At 71.1% G+C, this 23,325-nt stretch carries 15 protein-coding genes and 1 tRNA gene; 10 read left to right on the top strand and 6 right to left on the bottom strand.

Going from position 1 to position 23,325, the window contains the following annotated elements; genetic code table 11:
* Positions 1-1,236 carry a transcription termination factor Rho gene (gene rho, locus ABZ906_RS27545; RefSeq protein ID WP_361387024.1) on the bottom strand — a complete coding sequence of 412 codons (1,236 nt, stop codon included), beginning with the start codon at positions 1,234-1,236 and terminating at the stop codon, positions 1-3.
* A gap of 381 nt (positions 1,237-1,617) precedes the next feature.
* On the opposite strand from rho, the gene ABZ906_RS27550 reads away from it, so the two are divergent.
* From ABZ906_RS27550 to ABZ906_RS27570, 5 genes are all read left to right on the top strand, one after another.
* The gene (locus tag ABZ906_RS27550) at positions 1,618-2,424 is read left to right on the top strand and encodes a 3-hydroxybutyrate dehydrogenase (RefSeq protein WP_361387026.1); all 807 of its coding nucleotides are present in this window, start codon (positions 1,618-1,620) and stop codon (positions 2,422-2,424) included.
* A gap of 88 nt (positions 2,425-2,512) precedes the next feature.
* Positions 2,513-3,916 (top strand): MFS transporter, encoded by a 1,404-nt coding sequence (locus tag ABZ906_RS27555; protein WP_361387029.1) that lies wholly within the window; start codon positions 2,513-2,515, stop codon positions 3,914-3,916.
* 46 nt (positions 3,917-3,962) lie between these two features.
* Complete coding sequence (locus ABZ906_RS27560; RefSeq protein WP_361387032.1) at positions 3,963-5,906, top strand: GAF domain-containing protein; 1,944 nt, start codon at positions 3,963-3,965, stop codon at positions 5,904-5,906.
* Positions 5,907-6,000: 94 nt separating this feature from the next.
* The gene (locus tag ABZ906_RS27565; protein WP_361387035.1) at positions 6,001-8,079 is read left to right on the top strand and encodes a pectinesterase family protein; all 2,079 of its coding nucleotides are present in this window, start codon (positions 6,001-6,003) and stop codon (positions 8,077-8,079) included.
* A 91-nt stretch (positions 8,080-8,170) separates the two neighbouring features.
* Positions 8,171-8,246, top strand: a tRNA-Arg gene (locus tag ABZ906_RS27570).
* Positions 8,247-8,484: 238 nt separating this feature from the next.
* Here ABZ906_RS27570 and ABZ906_RS27575 read toward each other — a convergent pair.
* From ABZ906_RS27575 to ABZ906_RS27585, 3 genes are read right to left on the bottom strand one after another with little or no spacing between them, the layout of a single operon-like run.
* A complete protein-coding gene (locus ABZ906_RS27575; RefSeq protein WP_361195079.1) occupies positions 8,485-9,567 on the bottom strand; it encodes a PAS domain-containing sensor histidine kinase in 1,083 nt (360 codons plus the stop codon).
* Positions 9,560-11,119 (bottom strand): circadian clock protein KaiC, encoded by a 1,560-nt coding sequence (gene kaiC / locus ABZ906_RS27580; RefSeq protein ID WP_361387038.1) that lies wholly within the window; start codon positions 11,117-11,119, stop codon positions 9,560-9,562. Before kaiC ends, ABZ906_RS27575 begins: the two co-directional genes overlap by 8 nt.
* Positions 11,116-11,433 (bottom strand): circadian clock KaiB family protein, encoded by a 318-nt coding sequence (locus tag ABZ906_RS27585; protein ID WP_361195076.1) that lies wholly within the window; start codon positions 11,431-11,433, stop codon positions 11,116-11,118. The genes kaiC and ABZ906_RS27585 overlap by 4 nt, the downstream gene beginning before the upstream one ends.
* Positions 11,434-11,741: 308 nt before the next feature.
* On the opposite strand from ABZ906_RS27585, the gene ABZ906_RS27590 reads away from it, so the two are divergent.
* The 5 genes from ABZ906_RS27590 to ABZ906_RS27610 all read left to right on the top strand — a co-directional run bounded on the left by ABZ906_RS27590 (position 11,742) and on the right by ABZ906_RS27610 (position 17,609).
* Entirely contained in the window at positions 11,742-12,416 is a 675-nt protein-coding gene (locus tag ABZ906_RS27590) for a response regulator transcription factor (RefSeq protein ID WP_361195074.1), read from the top strand.
* A gap of 302 nt (positions 12,417-12,718) precedes the next feature.
* Positions 12,719-13,513, top strand: a complete 795-nt coding sequence (locus tag ABZ906_RS27595) for a GAF and ANTAR domain-containing protein (RefSeq protein ID WP_361387040.1) — start codon at positions 12,719-12,721, stop codon at positions 13,511-13,513.
* Positions 13,514-13,875: 362 nt separating this feature from the next.
* Positions 13,876-15,930: a transglycosylase domain-containing protein gene (locus tag ABZ906_RS27600; RefSeq protein ID WP_361387043.1), complete on the top strand. Its 2,055-nt coding sequence runs from the start codon at positions 13,876-13,878 to the stop codon at positions 15,928-15,930.
* Between the two features lie 52 nt (positions 15,931-15,982).
* Positions 15,983-16,633 (top strand): hypothetical protein, encoded by a 651-nt coding sequence (locus ABZ906_RS27605; RefSeq protein WP_361387046.1) that lies wholly within the window; start codon positions 15,983-15,985, stop codon positions 16,631-16,633.
* Positions 16,634-16,703: 70 nt separating this feature from the next.
* Positions 16,704-17,609 carry a MerR family transcriptional regulator gene (locus ABZ906_RS27610; protein ID WP_361387049.1) on the top strand — a complete coding sequence of 302 codons (906 nt, stop codon included), beginning with the start codon at positions 16,704-16,706 and terminating at the stop codon, positions 17,607-17,609.
* Positions 17,610-17,670: 61 nt separating this feature from the next.
* On the opposite strand, the gene ABZ906_RS27615 is transcribed toward ABZ906_RS27610, so the two are convergent.
* The gene (locus tag ABZ906_RS27615) at positions 17,671-19,548 is read right to left on the bottom strand and encodes an MFS transporter (RefSeq protein WP_361387052.1); all 1,878 of its coding nucleotides are present in this window, start codon (positions 19,546-19,548) and stop codon (positions 17,671-17,673) included.
* 308 nt (positions 19,549-19,856) lie between these two features.
* A complete protein-coding gene (locus ABZ906_RS27620) occupies positions 19,857-23,255 on the bottom strand; it encodes a D-alanyl-D-alanine carboxypeptidase (RefSeq protein ID WP_361387055.1) in 3,399 nt (1,132 codons plus the stop codon).
* Positions 23,256-23,325 lie beyond the last annotated feature (70 nt).

Consider the following 23,325-nt stretch of genomic DNA (forward strand, 5'->3'; position numbering starts at 1 on the left):
TCAGACGCCGTTGACGGACTTGGCGGAGGCGGACCCGCTTCCGGCGCCGGGCACGGTCTGCTGCACCTGGCGCAGGAAGGCGGCGTTGTCCGGGGTCTTGCGCAGGCGCTCGATCAGCGCCTCCAGGTTGCTCTGCGCGTCCCTGCCGTGCAGGGCGCGCCGCAGCCCGCGTACGGCCGTCAACTCGTCGGCCGGAACCAGGAGTTCATCGCGGCGCGTGCCGGACGGGGTGACGTCGACGGCGGGGAAGACGCGGCGCTCGGCCATGCCGCGGTCGAGGCGGAGCTCCATGTTGCCGGTGCCCTTGAGCTCCTCGAAGTAGTAGTCGTCGGCGCGCGATCCGGTCTCCACGAGCACGGTGGCGAGCATGGTCAGGGACCCGCCCTCCTCCGCGCACCGGGCGGCGCCGAAGAGGCGCTTGGGGCCCTGGATGGCGGCGGCGTCGACACCTCCGGAGAGCGTGCGGCCGCCGCTGGAGGCCGCGTTGTTGTACGCGCGGCAGAGCCGGGTGAGGGAGTCGAAGAGCATGACGACGTCCCTGCCCTCCTCGGTGAGCCGCTTGGCGCGCTCGACGGCGAGTTCGGCGAGGGCGATGTGCTGCTTGGCGGGCCGGTCGAAGGTCGAGGCGAGCACTTCGCCCCGTACGGAACGCTTCATGTCCGTGACTTCCTCGGGCCGTTCGTCGAGCAGCACCACCATGAGGTGCGCCTCGGGGTGGTTCGCGCTGACGGCGGCGGCGATCTGCTGGAGCAGTACGGTCTTGCCGGTGCGGGGCGGCGCGACGATCAGGCCGCGCTGGCCCTTGCCGACAGGGGCGACGAGGTCGATGAGCCGGGTCGCGACGGAGCCGCCACCGCTGCCGGGCGTCTCCAGGCGGAGCCGCTCACGGGGGTGCAGCGGGGTCAGGTCGCCGAACCGGGCGCGCCTGCGCAGGGCTTCGGCGGAGTGGCCGTTGACCCGGTCGACGCCGGTAAGGGTGCGGGCCTTGCCGCGGGCGCCCTCGACGCCGCTGACGCCCTCCACCAGGTCACCGGCGCGCAGACCGAGCCGGCGGATGAGCGCGGAGGGGACGGCCACGTCGTTCGGGGTGGGGAGGCAATCGCCGGTACGGAGATGGCCGTTGGCGTTGTGGCTCACGTCGAGGATGCCGGAGACGGCGACGACGGGGGCCTCGGTGGCCGCTGGAGCGGCCGTGGTGTTGGTCTTGTGGTTACGGGTGATGGTTGCGGTACTCATGATGGGGTCCTTTCGCAGACATGCGAACGAGAGGCCCGGCGGGACGGTGTGTTCACGTCCCGTGCGTCGGGCGGAGAAATGATCCGCAGCGGACGGCTTCGCGGAAATACGGAAGTGCGGAGCTTCGGTGCTGCGAGGGAGCCTCGACGAGGCGGAAAAGAAGAGAAGATCAGCGAAAGTCACTGATGATCGGCACCGGCGCCGCAGAAGGCGGCGTACACACGTGCTGTTCGCAAGGTAGCACAGCTCACGGACGGTCGAGAGTGACCTGCGTCACTATGGCCGCACCCGGCCCGGCACCCCGACCCACATGACGGGCCCCTCGGCTATGTGGGCCCCACACATGGGAACCCCACCCGGCACACCCTTACGTTTCCGGCCATGACGAGCCCCACTCCCAGCGGTGACGACCCCGCAGGCCCCGACCTCACCGGCCCCGCAGGCCCCGGCCTGACCGGCCGCACCGCCCTGGTCACCGGCGGCGCGAGCGGCATCGGCCGGGCGTGCGCGGTGGCCCTGGCGGGCGCCGGCGCCTTCGTCCACGTCGTGGATCTGCACGCCGACGCGGCCAAGGACGTAGCGGACGGCATCGACGGCGAGGCCCACGCCGTGGACCTCGCCGATCCGGCCGCGGTGGACACCCTGCCCACCCGTGTCGACATCCTCGTCAACAGCGCCGGGCTCCAACACGTCGCCGCCATCGAGGAGTTCCCCCCGGAGCGGTTCGACCTCATCCAGAAGGTCATGGTCACCGCGCCGTTCCTCCTGCTGCGCCGGACGCTGCCCCACATGTACGCCGAAGGCTGGGGCCGCGTCGTGAACATCTCCAGCGTGCACGGCCTGCGCGCCAGCCCCTTCAAGTCGGCCTACGTGGCCGCCAAGCACGCTCTTGAGGGCCTGAGCAAGGTCACCGCCCTGGAAGGCGCGTCCCACGGCGTCACCAGCAACTGCCTCTCCCCCGGCTACACCCGCACCCCCCTCGTCGAGGACCAGATCAGCGCCCAGGCCACCGCCCACGGCATCGCCCCCGAGCAGGTCCTCACCGACGTACTGCTGCGGCGTTCCGCGGTCAAGCGCCTGATCGAGCCCGAGGAGATCGCCGCCGCGGCGCTCTGGCTCTGCGGCCCGAACAGCGGCTTCGTCACCGGAGCCTCACTGCCCCTGGACGGCGGCTGGACCGCCGCCTGACCCCCGCTCCCCCCTCTCATCCCCCGCTCCCCTGCCGCCCCCCCTCCCCTATCGCACACCCCGTCCCCATCGAGAAACGGATCACGCCATGGCAGCCGCAACGCCGCGCGCCGCGGGCAAGACCCCGGGCAAGCCAGGTATCGCCCGCATCATCAGCGCCAGCCTCATCGGCACCACCATCGAGTGGTACGACTTCTTCCTCTACGGTTCGGCCGCCGCGCTCGTCTTCAACACCCTCTTCTTCCCCGACAGCGACCCCCTGGTCGGCACCCTGCTTTCCTTCCTCACGTACGCGGTCGGCTTCGCGGCCCGGCCCCTCGGCGGCGTCGTCTTCGGCCACTTCGGCGACAAGATCGGCCGTAAGAAGCTGCTGGTCCTGAGCCTGATGATGATGGGCGGCGCCACCTTCGCGATGGGCCTGCTGCCGACCCACTCCACCCTCGGCGTCGGCGCCCCGATCCTGCTCACCCTGCTGCGCCTGATCCAGGGCTTCGCGCTCGGCGGCGAGTGGGGCGGTGCCGTCCTGATCGTCTCCGAGCACGGCGACGACAAGAACCGCGGCTTCTGGGCCTCCTGGCCGCAGGCGGGCGCCCCCGGCGGCAACCTCCTCGCCACCGGCGTCCTCGCGCTCCTCGCCGCCGTCCAGTCCGACGAGGCGTTCCTCGCCTGGGGCTGGCGCATCCCGTTCCTGCTCTCCGGCGTGCTCGTGATCATCGGCCTGTGGATACGGGTCTCGGTATCGGAGTCCCCGCTCTTCCTGGAGGCGCAGGCGCGCGCGGAGGCGGAGGCCGCCCGGGCGGGTGCGGCGGGCAAGCAGGACGCCCCGGTCGTCGAGGTCTTCCGGCGCAACTGGCGCGGCGTCCTCACCGCGATCGGCACCCGGCTCGGCGAGAACGTCTCGTACTACATCCTCACGGCCTTCGTCCTGGTCTACGTCACCGTGCACCTGGAACTGCCCAAGAGCACCGCTCTGAACGCCGTGCTCATCGGCTCCGCCGTGCACTTCGTGACGATCCCGCTGTGGGGCGCGCTCTCGGACCGCATCGGCCGCAGGCCCGTCACCCTCATCGGCTCGGTCGGCATGGCGGCGTGGGCGTTCGCGTTCTTCGCGCTCGTCGACAGCGAGTCCTTCACCGTGATCACCCTCGCGGTCACCGTCGGGCTGCTCTTCCACGGCGCGATGTACGGGCCGCAGGCCGCCTTCATCTCCGAGATGTTCGACACGAAGGTCCGCTACTCCGGTGCCTCGATGGGCTCGCAGCTCGCGTCCATCATCGGCGGCGCGCTCGCCCCGATCATCGCGGTCGAGCTCCTGAAGGACTTCGAGTCCGCGACGCCGGTGGCCCTCTACGTCTGCGTGACCGTGGTGATCACGACGCTCACCGTGCTCGTCGCGAAGGAGACGCGGGGTCGCTCGCTCGCGCAGGAGGAGCACTCCGCCGCCGGGGATTCCTCGACGCCCACCAGCGCCTCGGCGACAATCTCCACCTGAACCGCACCAGCAGCACGCGTACCCCGCTCCCGGAGGCGACCGTCGTATGTCCAGCTCCTCAGACGCCGCCCACCGGGAGCGGGCGTGTTCGGTGACCGCGCTGCGCGAGCTGCTCGACCTGCTTGCCGGGGACGCGCCCGCCGAGCAGTTCGCCCGCCCTGCCGCGGCGGCGCGCGCGGCGGGGGCGAGCGGCGCCGAGCTCACCGCGATCGACGAGGCCACGCAGACCGCCCTGCGCGTGCGCCGCACCCTCAACCAGCACCAGCGGCGGGAGGCCGAGCTCACCGCCCTCTTCGACACCGCGGGCGACCTCGCGGCGCTGCGTGACCTGGACGCGGTGCTCCGGGCCATCGTGCACCGGGCCAAGCTGCTGCTGCGTACGGACGTCGCGTACCTCTCCCTGAACGATCCGGCCGGGGGCGACACGTACATGCGCGTGACGGACGGCTCGGTCTCCGCCGCGTTCCAGAACCTGCGGCTCGGCATGGGCGAGGGGCTCGGCGGCCTCGTCGCCCAGACCGCCCGTCCGTACGCCACCGGGGACTACGAGGTCGACCCCCGTTTCCAGCACACCACCCCCATCGACAGCGCCGTACTGGAGGAGGGCCTGCACGCCATCCTCGGCGTACCGCTGCGACAGGGCACCCACGTCATCGGGGTCCTGTACGCCGCCGACCGCACCGCCCGCACGTTCACGCCCGACGAGGGCGCGCTGCTGTCCTCGCTCGCCGACCACGCGGCGATAGCCATCGACAGCGCACGCCGGATGGAGGAGACCAGGGCCGCGCTCGTCGACCTGAACGCGGCCTCACAGACGATCCGCGCACACAGCGAGGCACTGCGCAGGGCCGAGGACGCACACGACCGCCTGACCGATCTCGTCCTGCGCGGCGGAGACTTCACGGAGGTCGCCACCGCGATCGGCGCGCTTCTGCGGGGCGGCACTCTGATCCACGACGCGGACGGCACGGAGTTGGCGCGGGTGGATGCGGGCCCCCGTACGGCCAACGGCGACCCCCGTACCCCACCCCCCGCCAAAGCCGTCGCCGCATCCCGCGCCAGCGGGCGGGCCGTTCCCCTCGACGGGACCTGGGTGTGCGCGGTCCTCGCGGGCGCGGAACTCCTCGGCAGCATCGCGCTCACCGGCCGCCCCGACCTGGGCGAGGCCGACCGCCGCCTCTTCGAGCGCGCCGGGGTCGTCACCGCGCTGCTCCTGCTCCTGCGCCGCTCGGCCGCCGAGGCGGAGGACCGCGTACGCGGCGAACTCCTGGGCGACCTGCTGTCCCTCTCCGGCTCCCCGGGCCGCCTCACCGCCAGGGCCCGCCGCCTGGACGTGGACCTGGCGCTCCCGCACTCGGTGTTCGTCACGCACAGCGAGGCGGCGTCCCGCCGGCTGCTGCTCTCCTCCGCGGCCCGCGCCGCCCGCGCCCACCACGGCCTGTCCGGTCTGCACCACGACCACGTGGTCCTGGTGACCCCGGCCGACGACACCGGCGCCAGGGCCCGCGCACTGGCCACCGAGCTCACGCAGGCCACCGGCGCCCCGGTCACGGTGGGCGCCGCGGGCCCCGCCACCGGCCCCGAAGCCCTCTCGCAGGCGCACGCCGAGGCACTGCGCTGCCTGTCCGCCCTGCGCGCGCTCGGCCACACCGGCCAGGGCGCGGACCTGCCCGACCTCGGCTTCCTCGGCGTACTCCTCGGCGACGACACGAACCTCGACTCGTACGTACGCCGCACGCTTGGCCCGGTCCTGGACTACGACACCAAGCGCGGCACCGAACTCATCCACACCCTGCGGGCCTACTTCGCCTGCGGAATGAGCCAGTCCAAGGCGAAGGACTCCCTCCACGTCCACGTGAACACGGTGGTCCAACGCCTGGACCGCATCGGCCACTTGCTGGGCCCCGACTGGCAGTCCCCGGAGCGTTCCCTGGAAATCCAGCTGGCCCTGCGCCTGCACGCCTACACGTGGACGACGGGGACGCCGTAGCCCGGTGGCCCGGTGGCAACCATTCCGCCCCACGGTGGCGACTGCCCTGCGCAACGCACACCGACTATCGCTATCGCCAGGGCGGATGAGGCACATGTCAGAGAGCTCAGAGGTCAAGCAGCACGAGCGCGGGACGGCCCGGCACCGCAAGCGGCGCCTGAGGGTCGGCGTCCCTGTCGCGATGGCGGCAGCGGCGGGCCTGACGTACGGCACGGCTTTCGGGATCTTCGGCGAGGAGACGCAGCCGAGGGCCGCGGCGGCAACCCTGTCGCAGGACGTCGCCGACGGCTTCGCATCGGTCGACGCGCTGGGCCAGAACGGAACGTACGGCGGCCGCGACGGAAAGACCGTCACCGTCAAAACCCTCGCCGACCTGGAGAAATACGCGACGGCCGCCGACCCGTACGTCATCGTGGTCGCCGCGACGATCACGATGGACCCCAAGGGCAAGGAGATCAAGGTCGCCTCGGACAAGACGATCGTGGGCTCCGGTACGTCGGGCCAGATCGTCGGGGGCGGCTTCTTCCTGGGCCAGGGCGTGCACAACGTAATCATCCGGAACCTCACGATCCGGGACTCGTACGCGGGCACGTGGAACGACAAGGAGCACGACTTCGACGCCGTACAGATGGACGGCGCACACCACGTCTGGATCGATCACAACGACCTGCGGCACATGGCGGACGGCCTGATCGACAGCCGCAAGGACACCACGTACCTGACGGTGTCCTGGAACAAGCTGAGCGACAACAACAAGACCTTCGGCATCGGCTGGACCGAGAACACGACGGCCGACATCACGATCCACCACAACTGGTTCCGCGAGACGGAGCAGCGCAACCCGTCCACGGACAACGTGGCGCACGCGCACCTCTACAACAACTACTTGCAGGACGTGGCGGGCACCGAGATCAAATCCTCGTACGGAAACTACGCACGGGGGAACACGAAGATGGTCCTGGAGAACAGCTACTTCGAGGGCATGCGCAACCCGGTCACCAAGGACAGCACGGCCTCGATCGTGCAACGGGGCAACGTCTTCGCCGGAACGAGCGGCCGCAACGAAAGCGGCGGCACGGCGTTCGACCCGAAGAGCTTCTACGGCTACACGCTCGACAAGGCGGCGGACGTCCCGTCGAAGGTGAAGGCGGGCGCGGGCCCACGCACGACGACGCCCGCGGCCGCCGGGACCACCGCGGCTGCTGCGGCTGCCGCGGCCTCCACCCTCACGGTGGGAAAGAACGGCAACGCCCAGTACAAGACAGTCCAATCCGCGATAAACGCGGTCCCGGCGAACAACCCCTCACGGGTCACCGTCTCCATCGCACCGGGCACGTACCGCGAGACGGTGAAGATCCCGTCGACGAAACCCCACATCACGCTCCAGGGCACGGGCGGCAGCCGCAAGGACACGGTCATCGTGTACGACAACGCGGCGGGCACCCCGAAGCCGGACGGCTCGGGCACGTACGGCACCTCGGGCAGCGCGACGGTGGCGGCGGAGGCGGACGACTTCCAGGCCCGCAACCTCACCATCTCGAACGACTTCGACGAGAAGGCGAACCAGAACCTGTCGGGCCACCAGGCGGTGGCGCTGCGCACGGCGGCGGACAAGATGTTCCTGGACGGCGTGATCGTGGAGGGCGACCAGGACACGCTGCTGCTGGACACGGCGTCGAAGACCAAACTGGGCCGCGCCTACATCCGCGACTCCTCCATCATCGGCAACACGGACTTCATCTTCGGCCGGGCGACGGCGGTGGTGGACCGCTCGGTGATCACCCTCAAGAAGCGCTGGGACGGCACCTCACAGGGCTACGTCACCGCGCCGAGCACCGCGCCGGACCGCAAGGGCTTCTTGATCACGAACTCCACGGTCAACGGCGACGTATCGGCGCGCAGCTTCTACCTGGGCCGCAACTGGCACGCGGGCGGCGACGCGACCCTGGACCCGCAGACGACGGTCCGCAACACATCCCTGAGCGGAGCCATCAAGACCACTCCCTGGACGGACATGGGCGGCTTCCCCTGGAAGGACGACCGTTTCGCGGAGTACAAGAACACGGGCACGGGCGCGGGCCCGGCAAGCACCGACCGCCCACACCTGACGGACGCACAGGCAGCGACCCAGGAGCCCACCCCCTGGCTGGACAACTGGACCCCGACCCCCTGACCAGCACGCCCCCGGCCGAACACCACCCCGCCGCCCCCATCCGCTACCCTGTCTGAAACCGCCACCCAAGGGTGACGGCCCAGCCAGCCCCGCCTTCGTAGCTCAGGGGATAGAGCACCGCTCTCCTAAAGCGGGTGTCGCAGGTTCGAATCCTGCCGGGGGCACCAGGTCGAAGGGGCCCATCTCCGGAAATTTCGGAGGTGGGCCCCTTTCCCACGTCAGGCGAGCAACCGCCCCTAGATCATGCGAGCGGTACTGGAAGTTCCCGGAGCTGGCCGAGTTGCGGTTCGTTTCTCCGCTCTGTTGCGGCACCCCGGAAGACGCACTCCTGACCACGCTTCAGTGGGCGTGGAAGGTCGCGACGCCCTGGAGCCTCAGCGGGCCGGAGCATGGCGTAGTCCTCGGTTACGCGCGGGGCAGGCGCAGGCTGAAGGTGGGGGTTTCCCCGGGGCCGGGCTCGTACCAGGCGTCGCCGCCGCTGGAGCGGGCGAGGTTGCGGGCGATCCACAGGCCCAGGCCCGTGCTGGGCTTCTGGTGGTCCCTGCCGTGGATGCGGCTCGCGGGGGTGAAGCGTTCGAAGAGGTGCGGGACGACGTCGGGGGGTACGCCCGGGCCGTTGTCCCGGACGCTGATGTCGACGTGGTCCGGTGACTCGGTGACGTGGACGCTGATCGGCGGGCTGCCGTGGGCGGAAGCGTTCTCCAGGTAGTTGACCAGCATCTCCCAGAAGTCGCCGCGGTCCACGTACACCGTTACGCCCGGCTCGCAGACCACGTCGATCCGGGGCCCGCCCTCGTCGCGCGCGGCGATCTGTTCGAGGATGAATTCCAGGACGGGAACGGGCTGCGGGACGGGGTGCATGGCATGCGCGTCGATCCGCGCCGCGGTCAAGTGCCTGCGTACGAGCGTCTGTAGTCGGCTGGTTCGTTCGACTATTCGGTCGGCGAGGTCCGTCCGCTGTTCGTCGGTCAGTCGCGCGCTCGCGTCCCGCAGCGTGTGCGCGAGCACGTTGATCGTGGCGAGCGGATTGCGCAGCTCGTGCGCCGTGACGGCGATCACGATGCCCTGCTGCTCCAGGGCCTCCTCCAGCGCGCGCTGCGTCCGGCGCCGCTCGGTGACGTCCCGCAGCGTCGCGATGTGCAGGCGCTCACCGGACGCCCGGGTCGCCGTGACCCGCATCTCCACCACGCGTCCCGATGCCGACGGCAGGACCAGGTCGATCTCCGTCGCACCCCTGGCCGTGACGGGGAACCCGAAAGGGAGGCCGAGGAGTTCCTCCGCAGGGCGGCCGAACAGTACGGCGGCGGCCGGATTGCACAGCCGGATGGTCCCCTCGCCGTCGACCACGACGATCCCGTCGGGTGCCTCCGCCAGGGCCGTCTCGATCGGACGGCCGTACGGCTCGGCGTGCGGCGGGGAAGGCCCCGGGGCCGCGTCCTTTGGTCCGTCCTCGGGGCGTTCCCCCATCGGCCGCCCGTCGTCAGCCATCGGAATCCGCGCCGGGCTTCCGTGAGTTCCACAGGTTCTGGGGCGCATCGCCGGTCGCGGGGTTGTCGTGCGGCAGACCGCCGGTCACCGGATAGGGCGTGCTCAGGACGTTGGACAGGCCGCGCATCGGTTCGCCGATGTGCATGCCGGAGTCGTCGATCTCGAACTGCCGGATGCTGTGGTCGTGGGCGGAACCTCGGGACTGGAGGACGGCGATGCCGCGCTGGATCTCGCCGCGGGCCTCGACGTAACGCAGCAGGATGGTGACGTCGGTCAGGCTGGCGACCTCCATGGCGATGGCGGGCGTGACGGTGGGTGTGACCCGGCCCGTGGGAGCCGAGGTGAGCAGCGTCGTGATCTCGTTGTGCCGCAGGACCGCGCCCAGGGCGATGACGAAGTCGAGCAGCGCCCGTGAGCTGACGATCCGTTCGAGCGCGGACAGCGTGTCGATGGCCACGCGGGTGGGGTGGAACTCCTCGATGACGCGCCTGATCCGCAGGAAGTGCTCCTCCGGCGAGGCCACTTCGGGGTATTCGGACACCACGTGCAGGAGGCCCGAGGATTCCATGGCCTCCAGGTCGAGGCCCCAGCTCGCGGCGTTGCGGCCGAGCTGCTCATGGGTCTCGTCGAAGGTCTGGAGCAGACAGCGCTCACCGGCTTCGACGGCCGCGGCGGCGAAGAACAGGCTCGTCAGGGTCTTGCCGGTGCCGGTGGGGCCGGTGAGCAGCACGATCGCGTCCCGGAAGAAACCGCCGCCGCACATGGCGTCAAGACCCTCGTTGCCGGAAGAGACGCGATCGGTCGACGCGCGGTCGCGTGGCCGCAGGAAGGCGAGCGGCATGATCACGATCCCCTCCCGGGGGCCGATGGTGAACAGCCACTCGCCGGTACGGTGATTGGTGCCGCGGAACTTGACGATCTCGATGGTCCGCCGGCGCCGCTCCTGCCGCAGCACGTTCCGCAGGATGATCACGTTGTCCAGGACGAACTCCTCGACACCGAAGCGGGACACGCCGTCGTACTCCTCGGGCCGCTCCGCGGTGACCACGGTGGTCGTACCGAGCAGATTCAGTGCCGAGACGATCCGGTACAGCTCGTGGCGGATGACTCCGACGTTGTTCAAGTTCGTGAGCACGGCGCCGATCGAGTCGAGCGCGACGCGCCGGGCGCCGATCCTGCGGACCGCGTGCCCGATCCGTGCCGTCAACGCGCCCAGGTCGTACGCGCCGATCGTCGGCGCCTCGTGGCTCATGTCCGCCGAGGCGTCGACGAAAGCCCACTTGCCCGCCGCCTCCCACTCCTTGATCGGGAAGCCCAGCGAGGCGATGTTGGTCCGGATGTCCGCGGGGGCCTCCTCGAAGGTGACGAACACCCCCGGCTCGTCGAGGGTCTGCACGCCCCGCGCCAGGAACTCCATGGCGAACAGCGTCTTGCCGCTGCCCGTCGTCCCGGTCACCAGGGTGGAGCGCTTGGCGGGCAGCCCGCCCAGCGCGATCTGGTCGAAGCCGTTGATCCCGGTGGGGATCCTCTCGATGCCGTCGCTGCCAGTCATCGCCCCTGCCTCTTCTGGGACAGCTCGTCGGAATCCGCCAAACCGAGCGCGAGAGCCGCACGCCGCTGGTCGGAGAGGTCCCCGATGACGCGGCGTTGCGGAAGAGGCGTACGCCTGATGACGGTCGGGGTCGCCAGGATGTGGTGCTCCTCGGCCAGTTCGGGCTGCTCGATGACGTCGATCACGTCGAGCTCGTACATGTCCACGAGCCGGGAGTCGCACAGCGTCCGCAGGTTCGACTGCGCGGCATCGGAGCGTTCCGTCGCTCCGGCCACGAAGAGGGTGAAGGAGTACGCGACCGGGCCCCCGCTCATCGGAACCCCCTGACCGCACGGGCGCACCACCGGGGCGCCGCGCCGGGCCCGCACCCACCCCACCGTCGCAGTTCGTCGGCGCTGCACATCGCGAAACCTCCGCAATATGGCTCTTCGCTCCCAATGTACGCAAACGACAGGGTGCTTGCCCAGACTCCTTCCGGTCACGGCTTGCGGTGAGCCCCCCCTGCCGGACCCCCTCCCCTGGCGCCCCCCCTTGCAGGAACCCCTCCCGCCAGGGCCCTTCCGGCTACGATCGAACGACGGGCGGAGAACACCGTTTCGAGGGCTTCCCGCGAGGTTTTCCCATGATCCAGGTACTCGTCGTCGAGGATCAGCGGACGCTGGCGGACGCGTTGGAGATCGCGATCGGCGCGCAGCCCGATCTGACCTGCGTGGGCGCGGTGGGCTCGGTCGAGGAAGCCGTTCCGATCGTCGCCGCGCGCGGCCCCGACGTGGTTCTGATGGACATCCATCTGCCGGGCGCCGACGGCATCGAGGGCACGCGGCGGATCAGGGCGGACCGGCCGCGCACCCGGGTCCTGCTGCTCACCGCGGACACGTCCCCGCGTCATCTGGTGGCCGCCGCCTCGGTCGGGGCGGCCGGATTCCTCGCCAAGGACACGGCGTTCCCCGCCGTCCTCGAAGCCATCCGCGCTCCCTCCGAGGAACCGATGTTCATGGACCAGTCCACCCTCGGCCTTCTCGTCTCGGCCCTCGGCCCGCGGCCCGACGACCCCGGGCCGCCGCGTGTCCCGAACGGCCGGCGGCGACAGCTCACGGCGCGAGAGCTCGAGGTGCTGCGCCTGATGGGCCAGGGACTCGGCCCGGGGCCGATCGCCGAACGGCTCGTGGTCAGCCCCCACACCGCGCGCGGCCACGTGAAGCGCGTCATGGCGAAACTGGACGCGCACAGCCAGCTGGAGGCCGTCGTCAACGCCGTCCGCTGCGGGCTCCTGCGCATGCCCCGCCGGGAGGACTGAGCGCGGGACTGAGCGCGGGACTGGGCGCAGGACGGGGCACAGGGCGGGGCGCGGAAGTGAGCGCACGCCCACGCACACGGCGGTCTGGCCGGAAACCCCCCATCTGGGCCGCTTCTTCGGCCCACTTGGGGGTCGAGCAGCCGAGCTGTGGGCTCCTACTGTCGAAGGTGTCGGTCGGTGCCTACCCACTACTGCCTCACGCCTGTGGCATCGGCCGACTCACCGGTGCTGATGCCTTGCGTCGCCACAGGCGATACGCCCACACCCGGGCGATCCGCCCACACCCAGGAGTGAGTACGTACATGAAGCGGGAAGAGAAGGTCGCTCGCACCTTTGTGGAACTCGCCGACACACTGGGGGACGACTTCGCCGCCGCCGACTTCCTGCAGCAGTTGACCGACCGCTGCCGTGACATCCTCGACGTCGCCGACGCCGCGGTCCTGCTGGCCTGCCCCGGGCAACAACTGCACGTCCCCGCCCCATGCGACCCGGACCCCGCCCTGAGCCGCCTCCTGGAGCTGGCCCTGCGAGAGGGCCCCGCCTTCGCCGCCTACAGCACCGGCCTCAGCGTGGTGCCCGGCACCATCGCGCACGCTCCCCGCGGGTGGGCCGGCTTCGCCGCGAGGGCCCGTGAGGCCGGATACACCCACGCGTGCGCCCTGCCCCTGTCGCTCCGCCAGAAGACCATCGGCAGTCTGCTCCTCCTGAGCACCACGAGGAAGCCGCTGCCACCCGAGGACCTCGTCCTGGCCCGCTCCTTCGCCGCGAGCGCCACCATGGGACTGCTGAGCGCCCGCGTCCTACGGGAGTCCAGGACCGTCAACCAACAGCTCCGCACCGCCCTGCACAGCCGTATCGTCATCGAACAGGCCAAGGGCTTCCTCGCCGCCCGGCGGAACACGTCCCTGGACCACGCCTTCGCCGCCATGCGCGGCTTCGCGCGGTCCCGCCAACTGCGCCTCTCCGCGGTCGCCCAGCACGTGCTGGCCAGCGGCATCCTGCCGGAACGCACACCCGCGACCGCGCCCGTGCCCGCGACCACACCCGCGACCTCCTCCACCTCCTCCGCCTCCTCCCGGCGCCGCCGCCCCCTGTAAGCAGGAGTGCTGCCCGGCGCGCCCGCGCACCGCTGTGGCGTTGGCGGATTCAACCTGTGTCGAGTGCCTTGCCCCGGGAACACGTGAAGTGGTGAGGCAATGAGGTTGCTGAGGCGATGAGGTTGACGAGGCAATGGACTCCCATGGAGGTCGGGGCACTCCCGCATGTATTCGGCCCCATGGTTGAGGCGGGCCGGCCGCGGCCAAGGGGAGCCGCCGCGGCCGGACCCTGCTCGCCGAAAGCCTTGTCAGCCTCGCTTGCCCGTCTCGTCACGACGCCCTGACCAGCACGGATTCCTTGTTACGCCCCCCTAATACGTCCCCGGCCAACCCCCCGCACCCACCGCCCCCTCTCCCCCGGCATGGGGACACACTCTCTGGGGAAGCCGGTGCACGGGCCCAAACGCCCCCGCCCCCGCCCCCGCGCCCGCAAGCCAAGCCGCCGCCTCATCGACTACCCCCGCCGCGGCAGACACGGCCTCCGCCGCTGGCTGCCGTCCTGGCGGCAGTGGGCCGGCTCCCTCGGCCTCGGCGTCTGCGGCACCGGCTGTCTCTTCGCCGTCGTGTACGTATCCGTCGACATCCCCGACGAGAACGCGGCGGCCCGGCGCGAGGCCAACGTCTACTACTGGGCCGACGGCACCCAGATGGTCAGCACCGGTGAGGTGAACCGGCAGAACATCAAGCTCTCGGAGATCCCCGACGCCGTCGAGAACGCCGTCATCGCCGCCGAGAACGACACCTTCTACAGCGACTCCGGCGTCTCTCCCAAGGGTCTGGCCCGCGCCGCCGTCAACATGGTCCGCGGCCAGGAGACACAGGGCGGGTCCACCATCACCCAGCAGTACGTGAAGAACACCTACCTCTCCCAGGACCAGACGGTGACCCGGAAGGTCAAGGAGTTCGTCATCGCGCTGAAGGTGGACCAGCGCAAGAGCAAGCAGGAGATTCTGCAGGGCTACCTCAACACCAGCTGGTTCGGGCGCGGCGCCTACGGCATCGAGGCCGCCGCCCACACCTATTACGGAATCCCCGCCAAGGAACTCGACGCCAGTCAGGGCGCCGCCCTCGCCGCCCTGCTCAAGGGAGCCGAGCAGTACGACCCGTCCGCGAGCCGCGCCAACCACCGGCGTTCCGTGGCGCGTTGGAAGTGGATCCTCGACCGGCAGGTCAAGGCCGGGCTCATGAAGCCCGGGACGCGCGCGAAGTTCACGACCTACCCCGAGCCCCACAAGGAGTCGAGGGCCACCAGTCTCGGCGGGCAGACCGGCTATCTCGTCGACGTAGCGAACAAGTACGTCAAGCAGCACACCTCCCTCACCGACAAGGACCTCGCCCTCGGCGGCTACAAGATCCACACCACCTTCGACAAGGACAAGGTGCGGCGGCTCAAGGGCTCGGTCGAGCGCGTGCTCGACCGTGACATCGACCCGAAAAAGCGCGCCGCCGACAAGGGCGTGCAGGTGGGCGCCGCGTCCGTACGACCGTCCGACGGCGCCATCGTCGCCCTGTACGGCGGCGCCGACGCCACCGAGCACTTCACCAACAACGCCGACACCTCCGGCGTCCCCGTCGGCTCCGCCTTCAAGCCCTTCGTCCTGGCCGCCGCCCTCGAACACGGCACCGGTGGCCCGGCGGGGCGCGGCACCCCGTGGCAGGCGGTGTCCGCCGACAGCTTCTACGACGACAGCGGTCGCCTGCTGGTCTCCGCCGTGCCCGCCGGCGGCTCCGGGTCCACCGGCGGCTCCGGGCTGCCCACCGCCCCCGACGGCGAACCCGCCGGAAGGGAAACCGACGACGGACCCGACGACACCCACCCCACCCTGCGCCAGGCCCTGGCGAAGGGCGGCAACGCCACCTACGTACGGCTGGGCAAGGGCGTCGGCTGGGACCGGGTGCGGCGCACCGCCATCGCCTCCGGGCTGCTCGAAGGGAGCATGGCGCGCCTGGAGAAGACCTTTCCGATCGGTACGTCGACCCCCAGCGCGATCCGCATGGCGGGCGCCTACGGCACCTTCGTCAACCGCGGTTTGCAGCACGATCCCTACTCCGTGACCAAGGTCGTCAAGGACGACGTGGCCGTCGACGGTCTCGCGCGGCCCGGTGCGCGGCGCGCGTTCGACCCGGACGTGGCGGACCAGACCGCCGACGCGATGCGGGGCGTCGGCATGGCGTCCGTCGAGCGGCCGGTCGTCGCGGGGCGCACCGGCGACCAGGACCGCCTCCGGTCGGCCTGGTTCACCGCGACCACCGAGGAGTTGTCGACCGCCGTGACGATGTTCAGGACCAGCCCCGACGAACCGCAGCTGCTGCCCATGTCGGGCGTGGGCGGGGCGAAGTCGCAGCACGGGAACGTCTTTCCCGTACGGATCTGGCGGGACTACCTGAAGGGCTCCGGGGACGGCGAATCCCGGTAGCTCATCCTCAGGTATCTTCCGCCGACCGACCGCGGGCTGCCATCGTTCCGATATGTATCCCTATGGGCCACCGCCAGGGCCGCCGCCCCGCATCGACGCGGGGGAACTGCGGCCCCGGCGGCGGTGGTTCGTCGTCGCGGGGCTCATCGCGGCGGTCTGTGTGGGCATCGGCATCGCGAGCTTCGTGATGACGCTGACCTCGACGGTGGACTCCGTCGACGACACGGAAGCGTTCGCGAGCGGGCAGTCCGTCACGCTGCGGATCGGGCCCGAGGACGACGCCGCCATCTACGTACGCAGCCCGTTCCTCGCCAGCGCGCACTGCGAGGTGGTCTCCGGGCCCACCGGCTCCGTGCCCCGCGTGACCACGCCCGACAGCACCTTCACCGTGACCAAGGGCAGCGTCGAGTGGCAGCGGGTGTTCGTGCTCAAGGCGGACACCGCCGGGGACTACGGCGTGCGGTGCGAGGACCCGCGCGGCGCCCTCACCTTCGCGCCCGGCGACGACGCCGACTTGGCCTCCTTCGTCGGCGGGATAGTCGTGACCGTGGTCGTGCCGCTCCTCGGTCTCCTCGCGGGCGCGGGCATCGCGATCATCGTGGGGGTACGGCGCGGGAGGCACCGGCGGTGGCTGGAGGCGCAGGCGTACTACGGCGGCCGGGTCGCACCACCCGGCACGGATGCGCCACCCGGCACCGGTTGACCTTCCCCCTGGGGCAGAGCCCATCGTCCTGCGTGCCGGGCCAAGGGGCCCGGTGACGGAGGATGCCCCCATGGACGTGCACGCACCGCAGGACCGCCAGGCGGACGGCGAACCGCTGCTCACCATCGGCCAGTTCGCCGCCAGGGCCCGGCTCTCGCCCAAGGCCCTGCGCCTGTACGACCGTCTGGGCCTGCTGACCCCCGCGTACGTCGACGGGGCCACCGGCTACCGCCACTACCGCGCGGCCCAGGTGGAGGACGCCCGCACCGTCGTCCTGCTGCGCCGTCTCGGCATGCCGCTCGCGGACATCGCCGCGACGGTACGGCTCGACGGCGAGGGGGCGGGGCAGGCGGTCGCCGCGTACTGGGCGGGCGTCGAGGAGCGGCATGCGGAGCAGCGCACGCTCGTGGGGTACCTCCGTGGACGACTGTCCGGAAGAGGTAGTGAGATGCACGGGAAAGACTTCGAGATCAAGACGGTCGACGTGCCGGAGCAGTACGTGATCTGCGAGAGCAGGCACCTGCTCGCCGAGGAGTTGCCGGTGTGGATCGGCGCGTCGACACTGCGCCTGGAGGAGGCGGCCGAGAGGGAGTGCGGCGGCATCGCGGCACCGTCGTTCGTCGTCTACCACTCCGAGGTGACCCAGGACAGCGACGGCCCGGCGGAGGCCTGCGTCCCGGTCAGGGACGCGGAGGCGGCGCGCGCGTGGGCCCAGCGGGCGGGCCGGGAGCGGGGCACGGGCTTCCGCGTCGAACCCGCCCACCGACTCGCCTACACCCGCATCACCAAGGCCCAGGTCTCCTATCCGCAGATCATCGGCGCGTTCGAGGCGGTGGAGGCGTGGGTGGCCCGCGAAGGACTGCGGGTCGCGGGCGCGTGCCGCGAAATCTATTTCGTGGAATGGGACTCGGCAGGCCCCCAGGACCCGGTATGCGACGTGGCATTCCCGGTGACTCCGACTACGGGGACGGCGTGAGCAGATAGCCGCGCCGGCCCATAGTGGTGTGCGGGCAGGGATGGCTCCCTGCCCGCATCCTCTAGCGCAGGCTTTCGCGTAGTTCCTCTGGGCAGGCCGTGCCGCGTGGGAGTTGGTAGGGGGCGCCGAGGCGGTAGACGCCGGGGCCGGGGGCGATGAGTTCGGTCCACTTGTCGCCCTCGGCGTCCTCCGCGGCCTCCATCAGGCAGCCGTTGACGTTGTCGAACTTCTTGGGGGCGTTCTCGTCGAGCTCCCGCTGCCGCTCGGACGCCTTGGTCTCCTTCGGCGCCTCCAGGCCCTTGCCCTCGGCGTCGACGATGCTGAGCCACGGCGAGTACGGGACGCGGATCAGGACGCGGCCCGCCTTCTTCACCTCGATCGTCATCCCGCCCGCCTCGGCACGGTCGACGACCGCGGGCGGATCGGCCAGCGGCGTCGGGTCGGTGACCTCGTACAGCTGCCAGTTGTCGTCCACCCACACCTGCTTCAGATACGGCAGGCCCCGCTCGACGAGGGCGGCCTCGCGCTTGCCGCCGTCACCGTCGGGCTCCCCGTTGGGCACCACGACGAAATGCACGGACCAGCGCTGAAGCCACTCGTGGTAGTTCGCGGAGTTGAGGGTGTCGTCGTAGAAGAGGGGGTTGCGCTCCATGTCCGCCTGGCGGTTCCAGCCGCGGGCGAGGTTCACGTACGGGGAGAGCGCGGACGCCTCGCGGTGACTGCGCGCGGGGACGACCTCGACGCGCCCCTTCTCCGCGCCGACCTCCTGAAGCTCGTTGACGAGCGGCGCGAGCTCACGCGTCCAGGAGGCGACGGGCGTGGTGTGCACCGCGTCGTCGCCCGCCTTGTACCCGACCCAGCCGACGAAACCGGCCAGCGCCACGACGATCACGTACCACTTGCGGGTCTTCCGTACGGCGAACGGCAGAGCCGCGAGCAGCGCGACGGCCGAGAAGGACATCGCGAGGCGGGTGATGTTGGAGCCGATCTGCGAGTTGATCAGCCAGACACCGAGCACGAAGCCCGCGTACACGACCGTCGTGATCCGTACGGTCTTCCACTCCTTCGGTACGGCGAAGAAGACGAACGCGGAGTAGAGCAGCGGCAGCGAAGCCGACCCGAACGACATCGGCTGCGTACCGGAGAAGGGGAAGAGCCACGCGGACAGGCCCACCACGACGGCGGGCGCGAGCCCGAGCGCGTACGCCCCGGGGTAGCGCTTGCTGAGGAACAGGGCGACGGCGACCATGCCCACGAAGAGCCCGGCCACCGGGCTTCCCATGGTGGCGAGCGCGGCGAACGGAGCCGCGACCAGGGCCTTCGCCCACCGCTTGTAGCGCCAGCGGTAGGGCCAGCAGAAGACGGCGGCGACCGCCATGAGCGCGAACATCTGGCCGAGGCCGTAGGTCACGCGGCCCGACACCGCGTTGGCGAACAGCGCGAAGACGCCCGCGAGCGCGGGCCACAGCGGCTGCTTCACCGCGCGGCTGCGGACCAGGATCATCGTGAGCATCGCCGCGGAGATCGTCCCGGCGATCATCATCGTGGTCCGCACACCGAGCACCGACATCAGATACGGCGAGACGACGCTGTACGACACCGGGTGCATCCCGCCGTACCAGGCGAGGTTGTACGCGGAGTCGGGGTGCCGTCCGACGAACTCGGCCCAGGCGTCCTGCGCGGCGAGGTCTCCGCCGCTGTTGGCGAAGATGAAGAACCACAGGATGTGCAGGACGGCCGCGGTGACGGTCGCGACGGTCACGGGATGCCGGGTCACGGGGTGGCTCAGGAAGCGCTTCCAGCCGGGCATTTCTCCGGGCGCGGCGGGCTCGGCGCCGCGCTGGGCGGGCAGCTTTATTCGCGCCCCGGTGCGGGTGCCGCCACCGGTGCCGGAATCAGGATCGGCGTCGTCGGCTCGCGTCGGCTCCGCTGTGGCCACTTGCGGCACTCCCCGTGTCGTTCTGTCCGTCCGGGGGGCCTTGGCAGGGGGTCCGTCCCGGAACACCCCGTCACTCAGCCCCGGCGTACTCCCCCCGAGCTTGTGACGCTAGCACGCAGCGCGCGGAGGGTGCCGGGGGGCGGTGGCTCCCTCTTCGCGGGACCGGGGCTCACTCTGCGGGACCGGGGCTCCCTCTGTGCGGGACCGGCCCCGGTTCCGCCGGGCCGGTCAAAGCAGGGGCGTGGGCGGTGGCTTGTGCCTCCGCCCACGCCTGCTCGTCAGTGCTGCGTACTGCTACCGCGCGTGCTTCAGCCGACGCGCGTGAGCTTGCTGCCGAAGCCCGGCTCAGCGAGGTCCTTCTGGAGCGCGACGGGCACCTCCACGGCGCCGTCCTTGCCGTCGCCCACGCTCAGGACGCCCACCTTGGTTCCGGCCTTCGCCGAGTGCGGAACCGTTTGCCCGTCCTCGTCGTTCAGCTTCAGCTTCACGGTCAGGCCCGACCAGCCCGCGGCGCTGACGTCCTTGGTGGCGACGACCGGGGTCGTGCCGCCCAGACCGTCGTCGACCTCGCCGACGACATCGCCCTTCTTCACGATCTTCTTGGCCTTGAGCGCGCCCTGGCCCGCCTCGATGAGCTTGCGGGTGACCCCGGTGACCTCGTCGATGTTGGCGGTGCCGTTGTCGCCGTACTGGCCGAGGGCGGCGCCGATGATCGTGCGGGTCTGGCCGCCGACCTTCTGCTCCGCGGCGAAGAGGATGTTGCCGCCCGCCGCGGTGGTGGTGCCGGTCTTGATGCCGATGGCGACCGTCGGGACGAGCCCGAAGAAGTTGTTCTGCTTGTCGCCGTTGAGGTCCTTGTAGCTGGGCTGGCGGGAGATCTCGTTGAAGACCGGGTCCTCCATCGCGGCCCGGCCCAGCTTCACGAGGTCCTCGGCGGTGGAGACGGTCGTCTTGTCCAGGCCGCTCGGGTCCGTGTAGTGGGTGTTCTTCATGCCGAGTTCCTTGGCGGTCTTGTTCATCTTCGCGACGAACTCGTCCTCGGAATTGCTGCCCGTGTCCCAGCGGGCGAGCAGCTTGGCGATGTTGTTCGCGGACGGCAGCATGACCGCCTGGAGCGCCTCGTACTGCCTGATCTTCTGGCCCTCGGAGACCTTGACGACCGACTCGTTCTCCGCCTTACCCGTCTCGTAGTGCTTCTCCGCCGCGGCGTCGACCGGGATGTTCGGGCCGTCCTTGCCCGGCTTCAGCGGGTGGTCGCGCAGGACGAGGTAGACCGTCATGACCTTGGCGATGCTCGCGATCGGCACGGGCTTCTGGTCGCCGGACGTGCCGAACGTACCGATGCCGTTGACGTCCATCGCCGCCTGGCCCTCACCGGGCCACGGCATGGACGGCTTCTCGCCCTCGAAGGAGACGGTCTCCTTCGCGGTGAGCGTCAGGGTGGGCGTCGGCAGCGGGCGGATGGCCTGTACGACCGCAAAGACGATCACCAGGAGCAGCACCAGCGGCGTCCACACCTTGACCCGGCGTACGGCGGTGCGGACGCGGGTCTCGGGCGGCGGCGGGGTGTTGGTCAGCTCGGCGAGGAGGTCCAGCGGGGGCCGCGGGGGGAGCGGCTGCTGGGTGGTGCGCTCGGGGCCTGCGTTGCCTTGCGCGGGCTCGGGCGTGGACGCCTTTTCTGGCGTGGGCGCCTTGGACGCGGGTGGTGCCGTGGGCGGGGGGAGTGCGCCGCTGCGGGGTGCGGCGTCGTCGAGCGGCTTGAGCGCGACGAACTTGCTGGTGCGCTCGGCGTCGCCCTCCGGCTTTGCGGTGGGCTTTGCGGTGGGCTTTGCTTCGTCCTTCTCGGCGGCCTTGCTCTCGGTCTTGCCCGCCCCGGCCCCCGCCTTGTGATCGCCGATCTTGAGCATGGTGGTCGGCTGATCGACGCCCTTGCCCTTCGGGGGCAACGCCTTGAAGACGGCGGTGGCTTGATCGACTCCGGTGGCGGGGGGTTGATCGGCGGCGGACTTGTCGTCCACGGCCTTGTCACCGTCGGCGGTGTCCTTGGCGGGGGCGGCCTTGGCGGGGCCGTACTTGGCGGGGGCGTCCTCGCCCTCGGACGCGTCGACCGCGTCGCCGGAGCTGTCCGGGGCGTCGGCGCCACCGGAGGCGCCGCTACCGCCCTTGGAGGAGCCCTCTGCGCCCGCAGCAGTGCCGGCCGGGCTGTCGGCAGCACCCGAGGGACCCGCCGCGCTGTCGGAGCCGTTCGCGGCGTCGGCGGCACCGGCGTCTGCCGCGTCGGCAGCCCCGGAGGAGTCCTCCGCGCCCTTGCCAGCCGGGCTGTCAGCAGCGTCCGCCGCGTCAGCGTCGCCCGAGGGGCCCGCCACGCTGTCGGAGCCGTCCGCGGCGTCGGCGGCAGCGGAGTCGCCGCTACCGGCCTCGGAGGAGCTCTCCGCGCCCGCAGAGCCGCTAGCCGCACTGTCAGCGGCGGCAGCCGCGTCAGCAGCCCCGGAAGGACCGTCCGCGCTCGAAGCCTTGCCAGCCGAGCTGTCAGCCGCGTCGGCACCCCCAGAGGAGCCCTCCGCGCCCGCGCCCTTGCCAGCCGGACCGTCGGCAGCGTCCGCCACGTCGGCGTCGCTCGACGGGCCCGCCACGCTGTCGGAGTCGTCCGAGGCGTCGGCGGCACCGGAGGCACCGCTGCCGTCCCCGGAAGCGCCCTTCGCGCCCGCAGAGCCGCCAGCCGCACTGCCAGCGGCGTCAGCCGCGCCAGCAGCCCCGGAAGGACCCTCTGCGCTCGAAGCCTTGCCAGCCGGGCTGTCAGCCGGGTCCGCCGCGTCGGCGCCCCCGAAGGGACCCTCTGCGCCCGCACCCTTGCCTGCCGAGCTGTCGGCACCGTCCGCCGCGTCAGCGTCGCCCGAGAAGCCCGCCGCGCTGTCGGAGCCGTCCGAGGCGTCAGCTGCACCGGAGTTGCCGCTACCGCCCTCGGAGGAACCCTCCGCGCCCGCAGCCGTGCCAGCCGCACCCTCGGCAGCGTCCGCCGCGTCAGCACTTCCGGAAGCGCCCTCCGCGTCACCCGTCGAAGCCGCAGCCCCGTCGGCAGACGCATCGCCCGAGTCGACGCCAGCCGGGGCCTCCCCCGACGCAGCCGCCTTCCCCGCGCCGGCCGGGGTCCCGCCGGACGCAGCCGACTCCCCCGCATCAGCCGCAGCCGCACCAGTCGCAGCCGCCTTCTCCGCGTCAGCGGGAGTCCCGCCCGACCCAGCCGACTCCCCCGCGCCCTCCGGGGTCTCCTCGTCCGCCGATGCCACCCATGCCGCCACAGCGGCCCGCAGACGCGCGTCGCCGTTCTCCGCGCCCTTGGGGCCGCTCCCGGCGACGTCCTTGGCGCCGCTCCCGGCGGCCTCGGAGTCCCCGGACCCCCGGGAGTCCCCAGACCCCCCGGAGCCCTCAGACCCCGCCGCCGCCGTATCCTTCACCGCCTTCGTCGAGAAGACCGCCGTCGCCTGGTCCTCGCGCGCCGCGGGGACCTCGCGGGCCACCGCGAGGCGCGGGTCGCGTTCCTCCGGTGCCTGCGCCGGAACGGACGGCTCTGACCCAGTCGGATTCCCCGACGACTTCCGCTGCTTCGACCTGTCGGGGGTCTCGCCCGCCACCGATGCCTCCTCGTACGCCATGCCGCTCGCGTTGCCGTTGCGCCAAAACACGGTCGGACCCGCTGTCCGAACCATGTACCAGTGTCCTGTGTGGGGGCTTAACCCCCGTGGTAGACGAGAACGACATACCTACTGGTTCCCGTAC

The organism is Streptomyces sp. NPDC046925 (genome assembly GCF_040644915.1).
Lineage (GTDB): Bacteria > Actinomycetota > Actinomycetes > Streptomycetales > Streptomycetaceae > Streptomyces.

Bases quoted from the DNA above. Each gene is read 5' to 3' on its own strand.
- ABZ906_RS27575 (WP_361195079.1), bottom strand. From the start codon at position 9,567: ATGGCTGACGACGGGCGGCCGATGGGGGAACGCCCCGAGGACGGACCA.
- ABZ906_RS27610 (WP_361387049.1), top strand. From the start codon at position 16,704: ATGGACGTGCACGCACCGCAGGACCGCCAGGCGGACGGCGAACCGCTG.
- ABZ906_RS27600 (WP_361387043.1), top strand. From the start codon at position 13,876: ATGGGGACACACTCTCTGGGGAAGCCGGTGCACGGGCCCAAACGCCCC.
- ABZ906_RS27590 (WP_361195074.1), top strand. From the start codon at position 11,742: ATGATCCAGGTACTCGTCGTCGAGGATCAGCGGACGCTGGCGGACGCG.
- kaiC (WP_361387038.1), bottom strand. From the start codon at position 11,119: ATGACTGGCAGCGACGGCATCGAGAGGATCCCCACCGGGATCAACGGC.
- rho (WP_361387024.1), bottom strand. From the start codon at position 1,236: ATGAGTACCGCAACCATCACCCGTAACCACAAGACCAACACCACGGCC.
- ABZ906_RS27560 (WP_361387032.1), top strand. From the start codon at position 3,963: ATGTCCAGCTCCTCAGACGCCGCCCACCGGGAGCGGGCGTGTTCGGTG.
- ABZ906_RS27585 (WP_361195076.1), bottom strand. From the start codon at position 11,433: ATGAGCGGGGGCCCGGTCGCGTACTCCTTCACCCTCTTCGTGGCCGGA.
- ABZ906_RS27565 (WP_361387035.1), top strand. From the start codon at position 6,001: ATGTCAGAGAGCTCAGAGGTCAAGCAGCACGAGCGCGGGACGGCCCGG.
- ABZ906_RS27555 (WP_361387029.1), top strand. From the start codon at position 2,513: ATGGCAGCCGCAACGCCGCGCGCCGCGGGCAAGACCCCGGGCAAGCCA.
- ABZ906_RS27595 (WP_361387040.1), top strand. From the start codon at position 12,719: ATGAAGCGGGAAGAGAAGGTCGCTCGCACCTTTGTGGAACTCGCCGAC.
- ABZ906_RS27550 (WP_361387026.1), top strand. From the start codon at position 1,618: ATGACGAGCCCCACTCCCAGCGGTGACGACCCCGCAGGCCCCGACCTC.
- ABZ906_RS27620 (WP_361387055.1), bottom strand. From the start codon at position 23,255: ATGGTTCGGACAGCGGGTCCGACCGTGTTTTGGCGCAACGGCAACGCG.
- ABZ906_RS27605 (WP_361387046.1), top strand. From the start codon at position 15,983: ATGTATCCCTATGGGCCACCGCCAGGGCCGCCGCCCCGCATCGACGCG.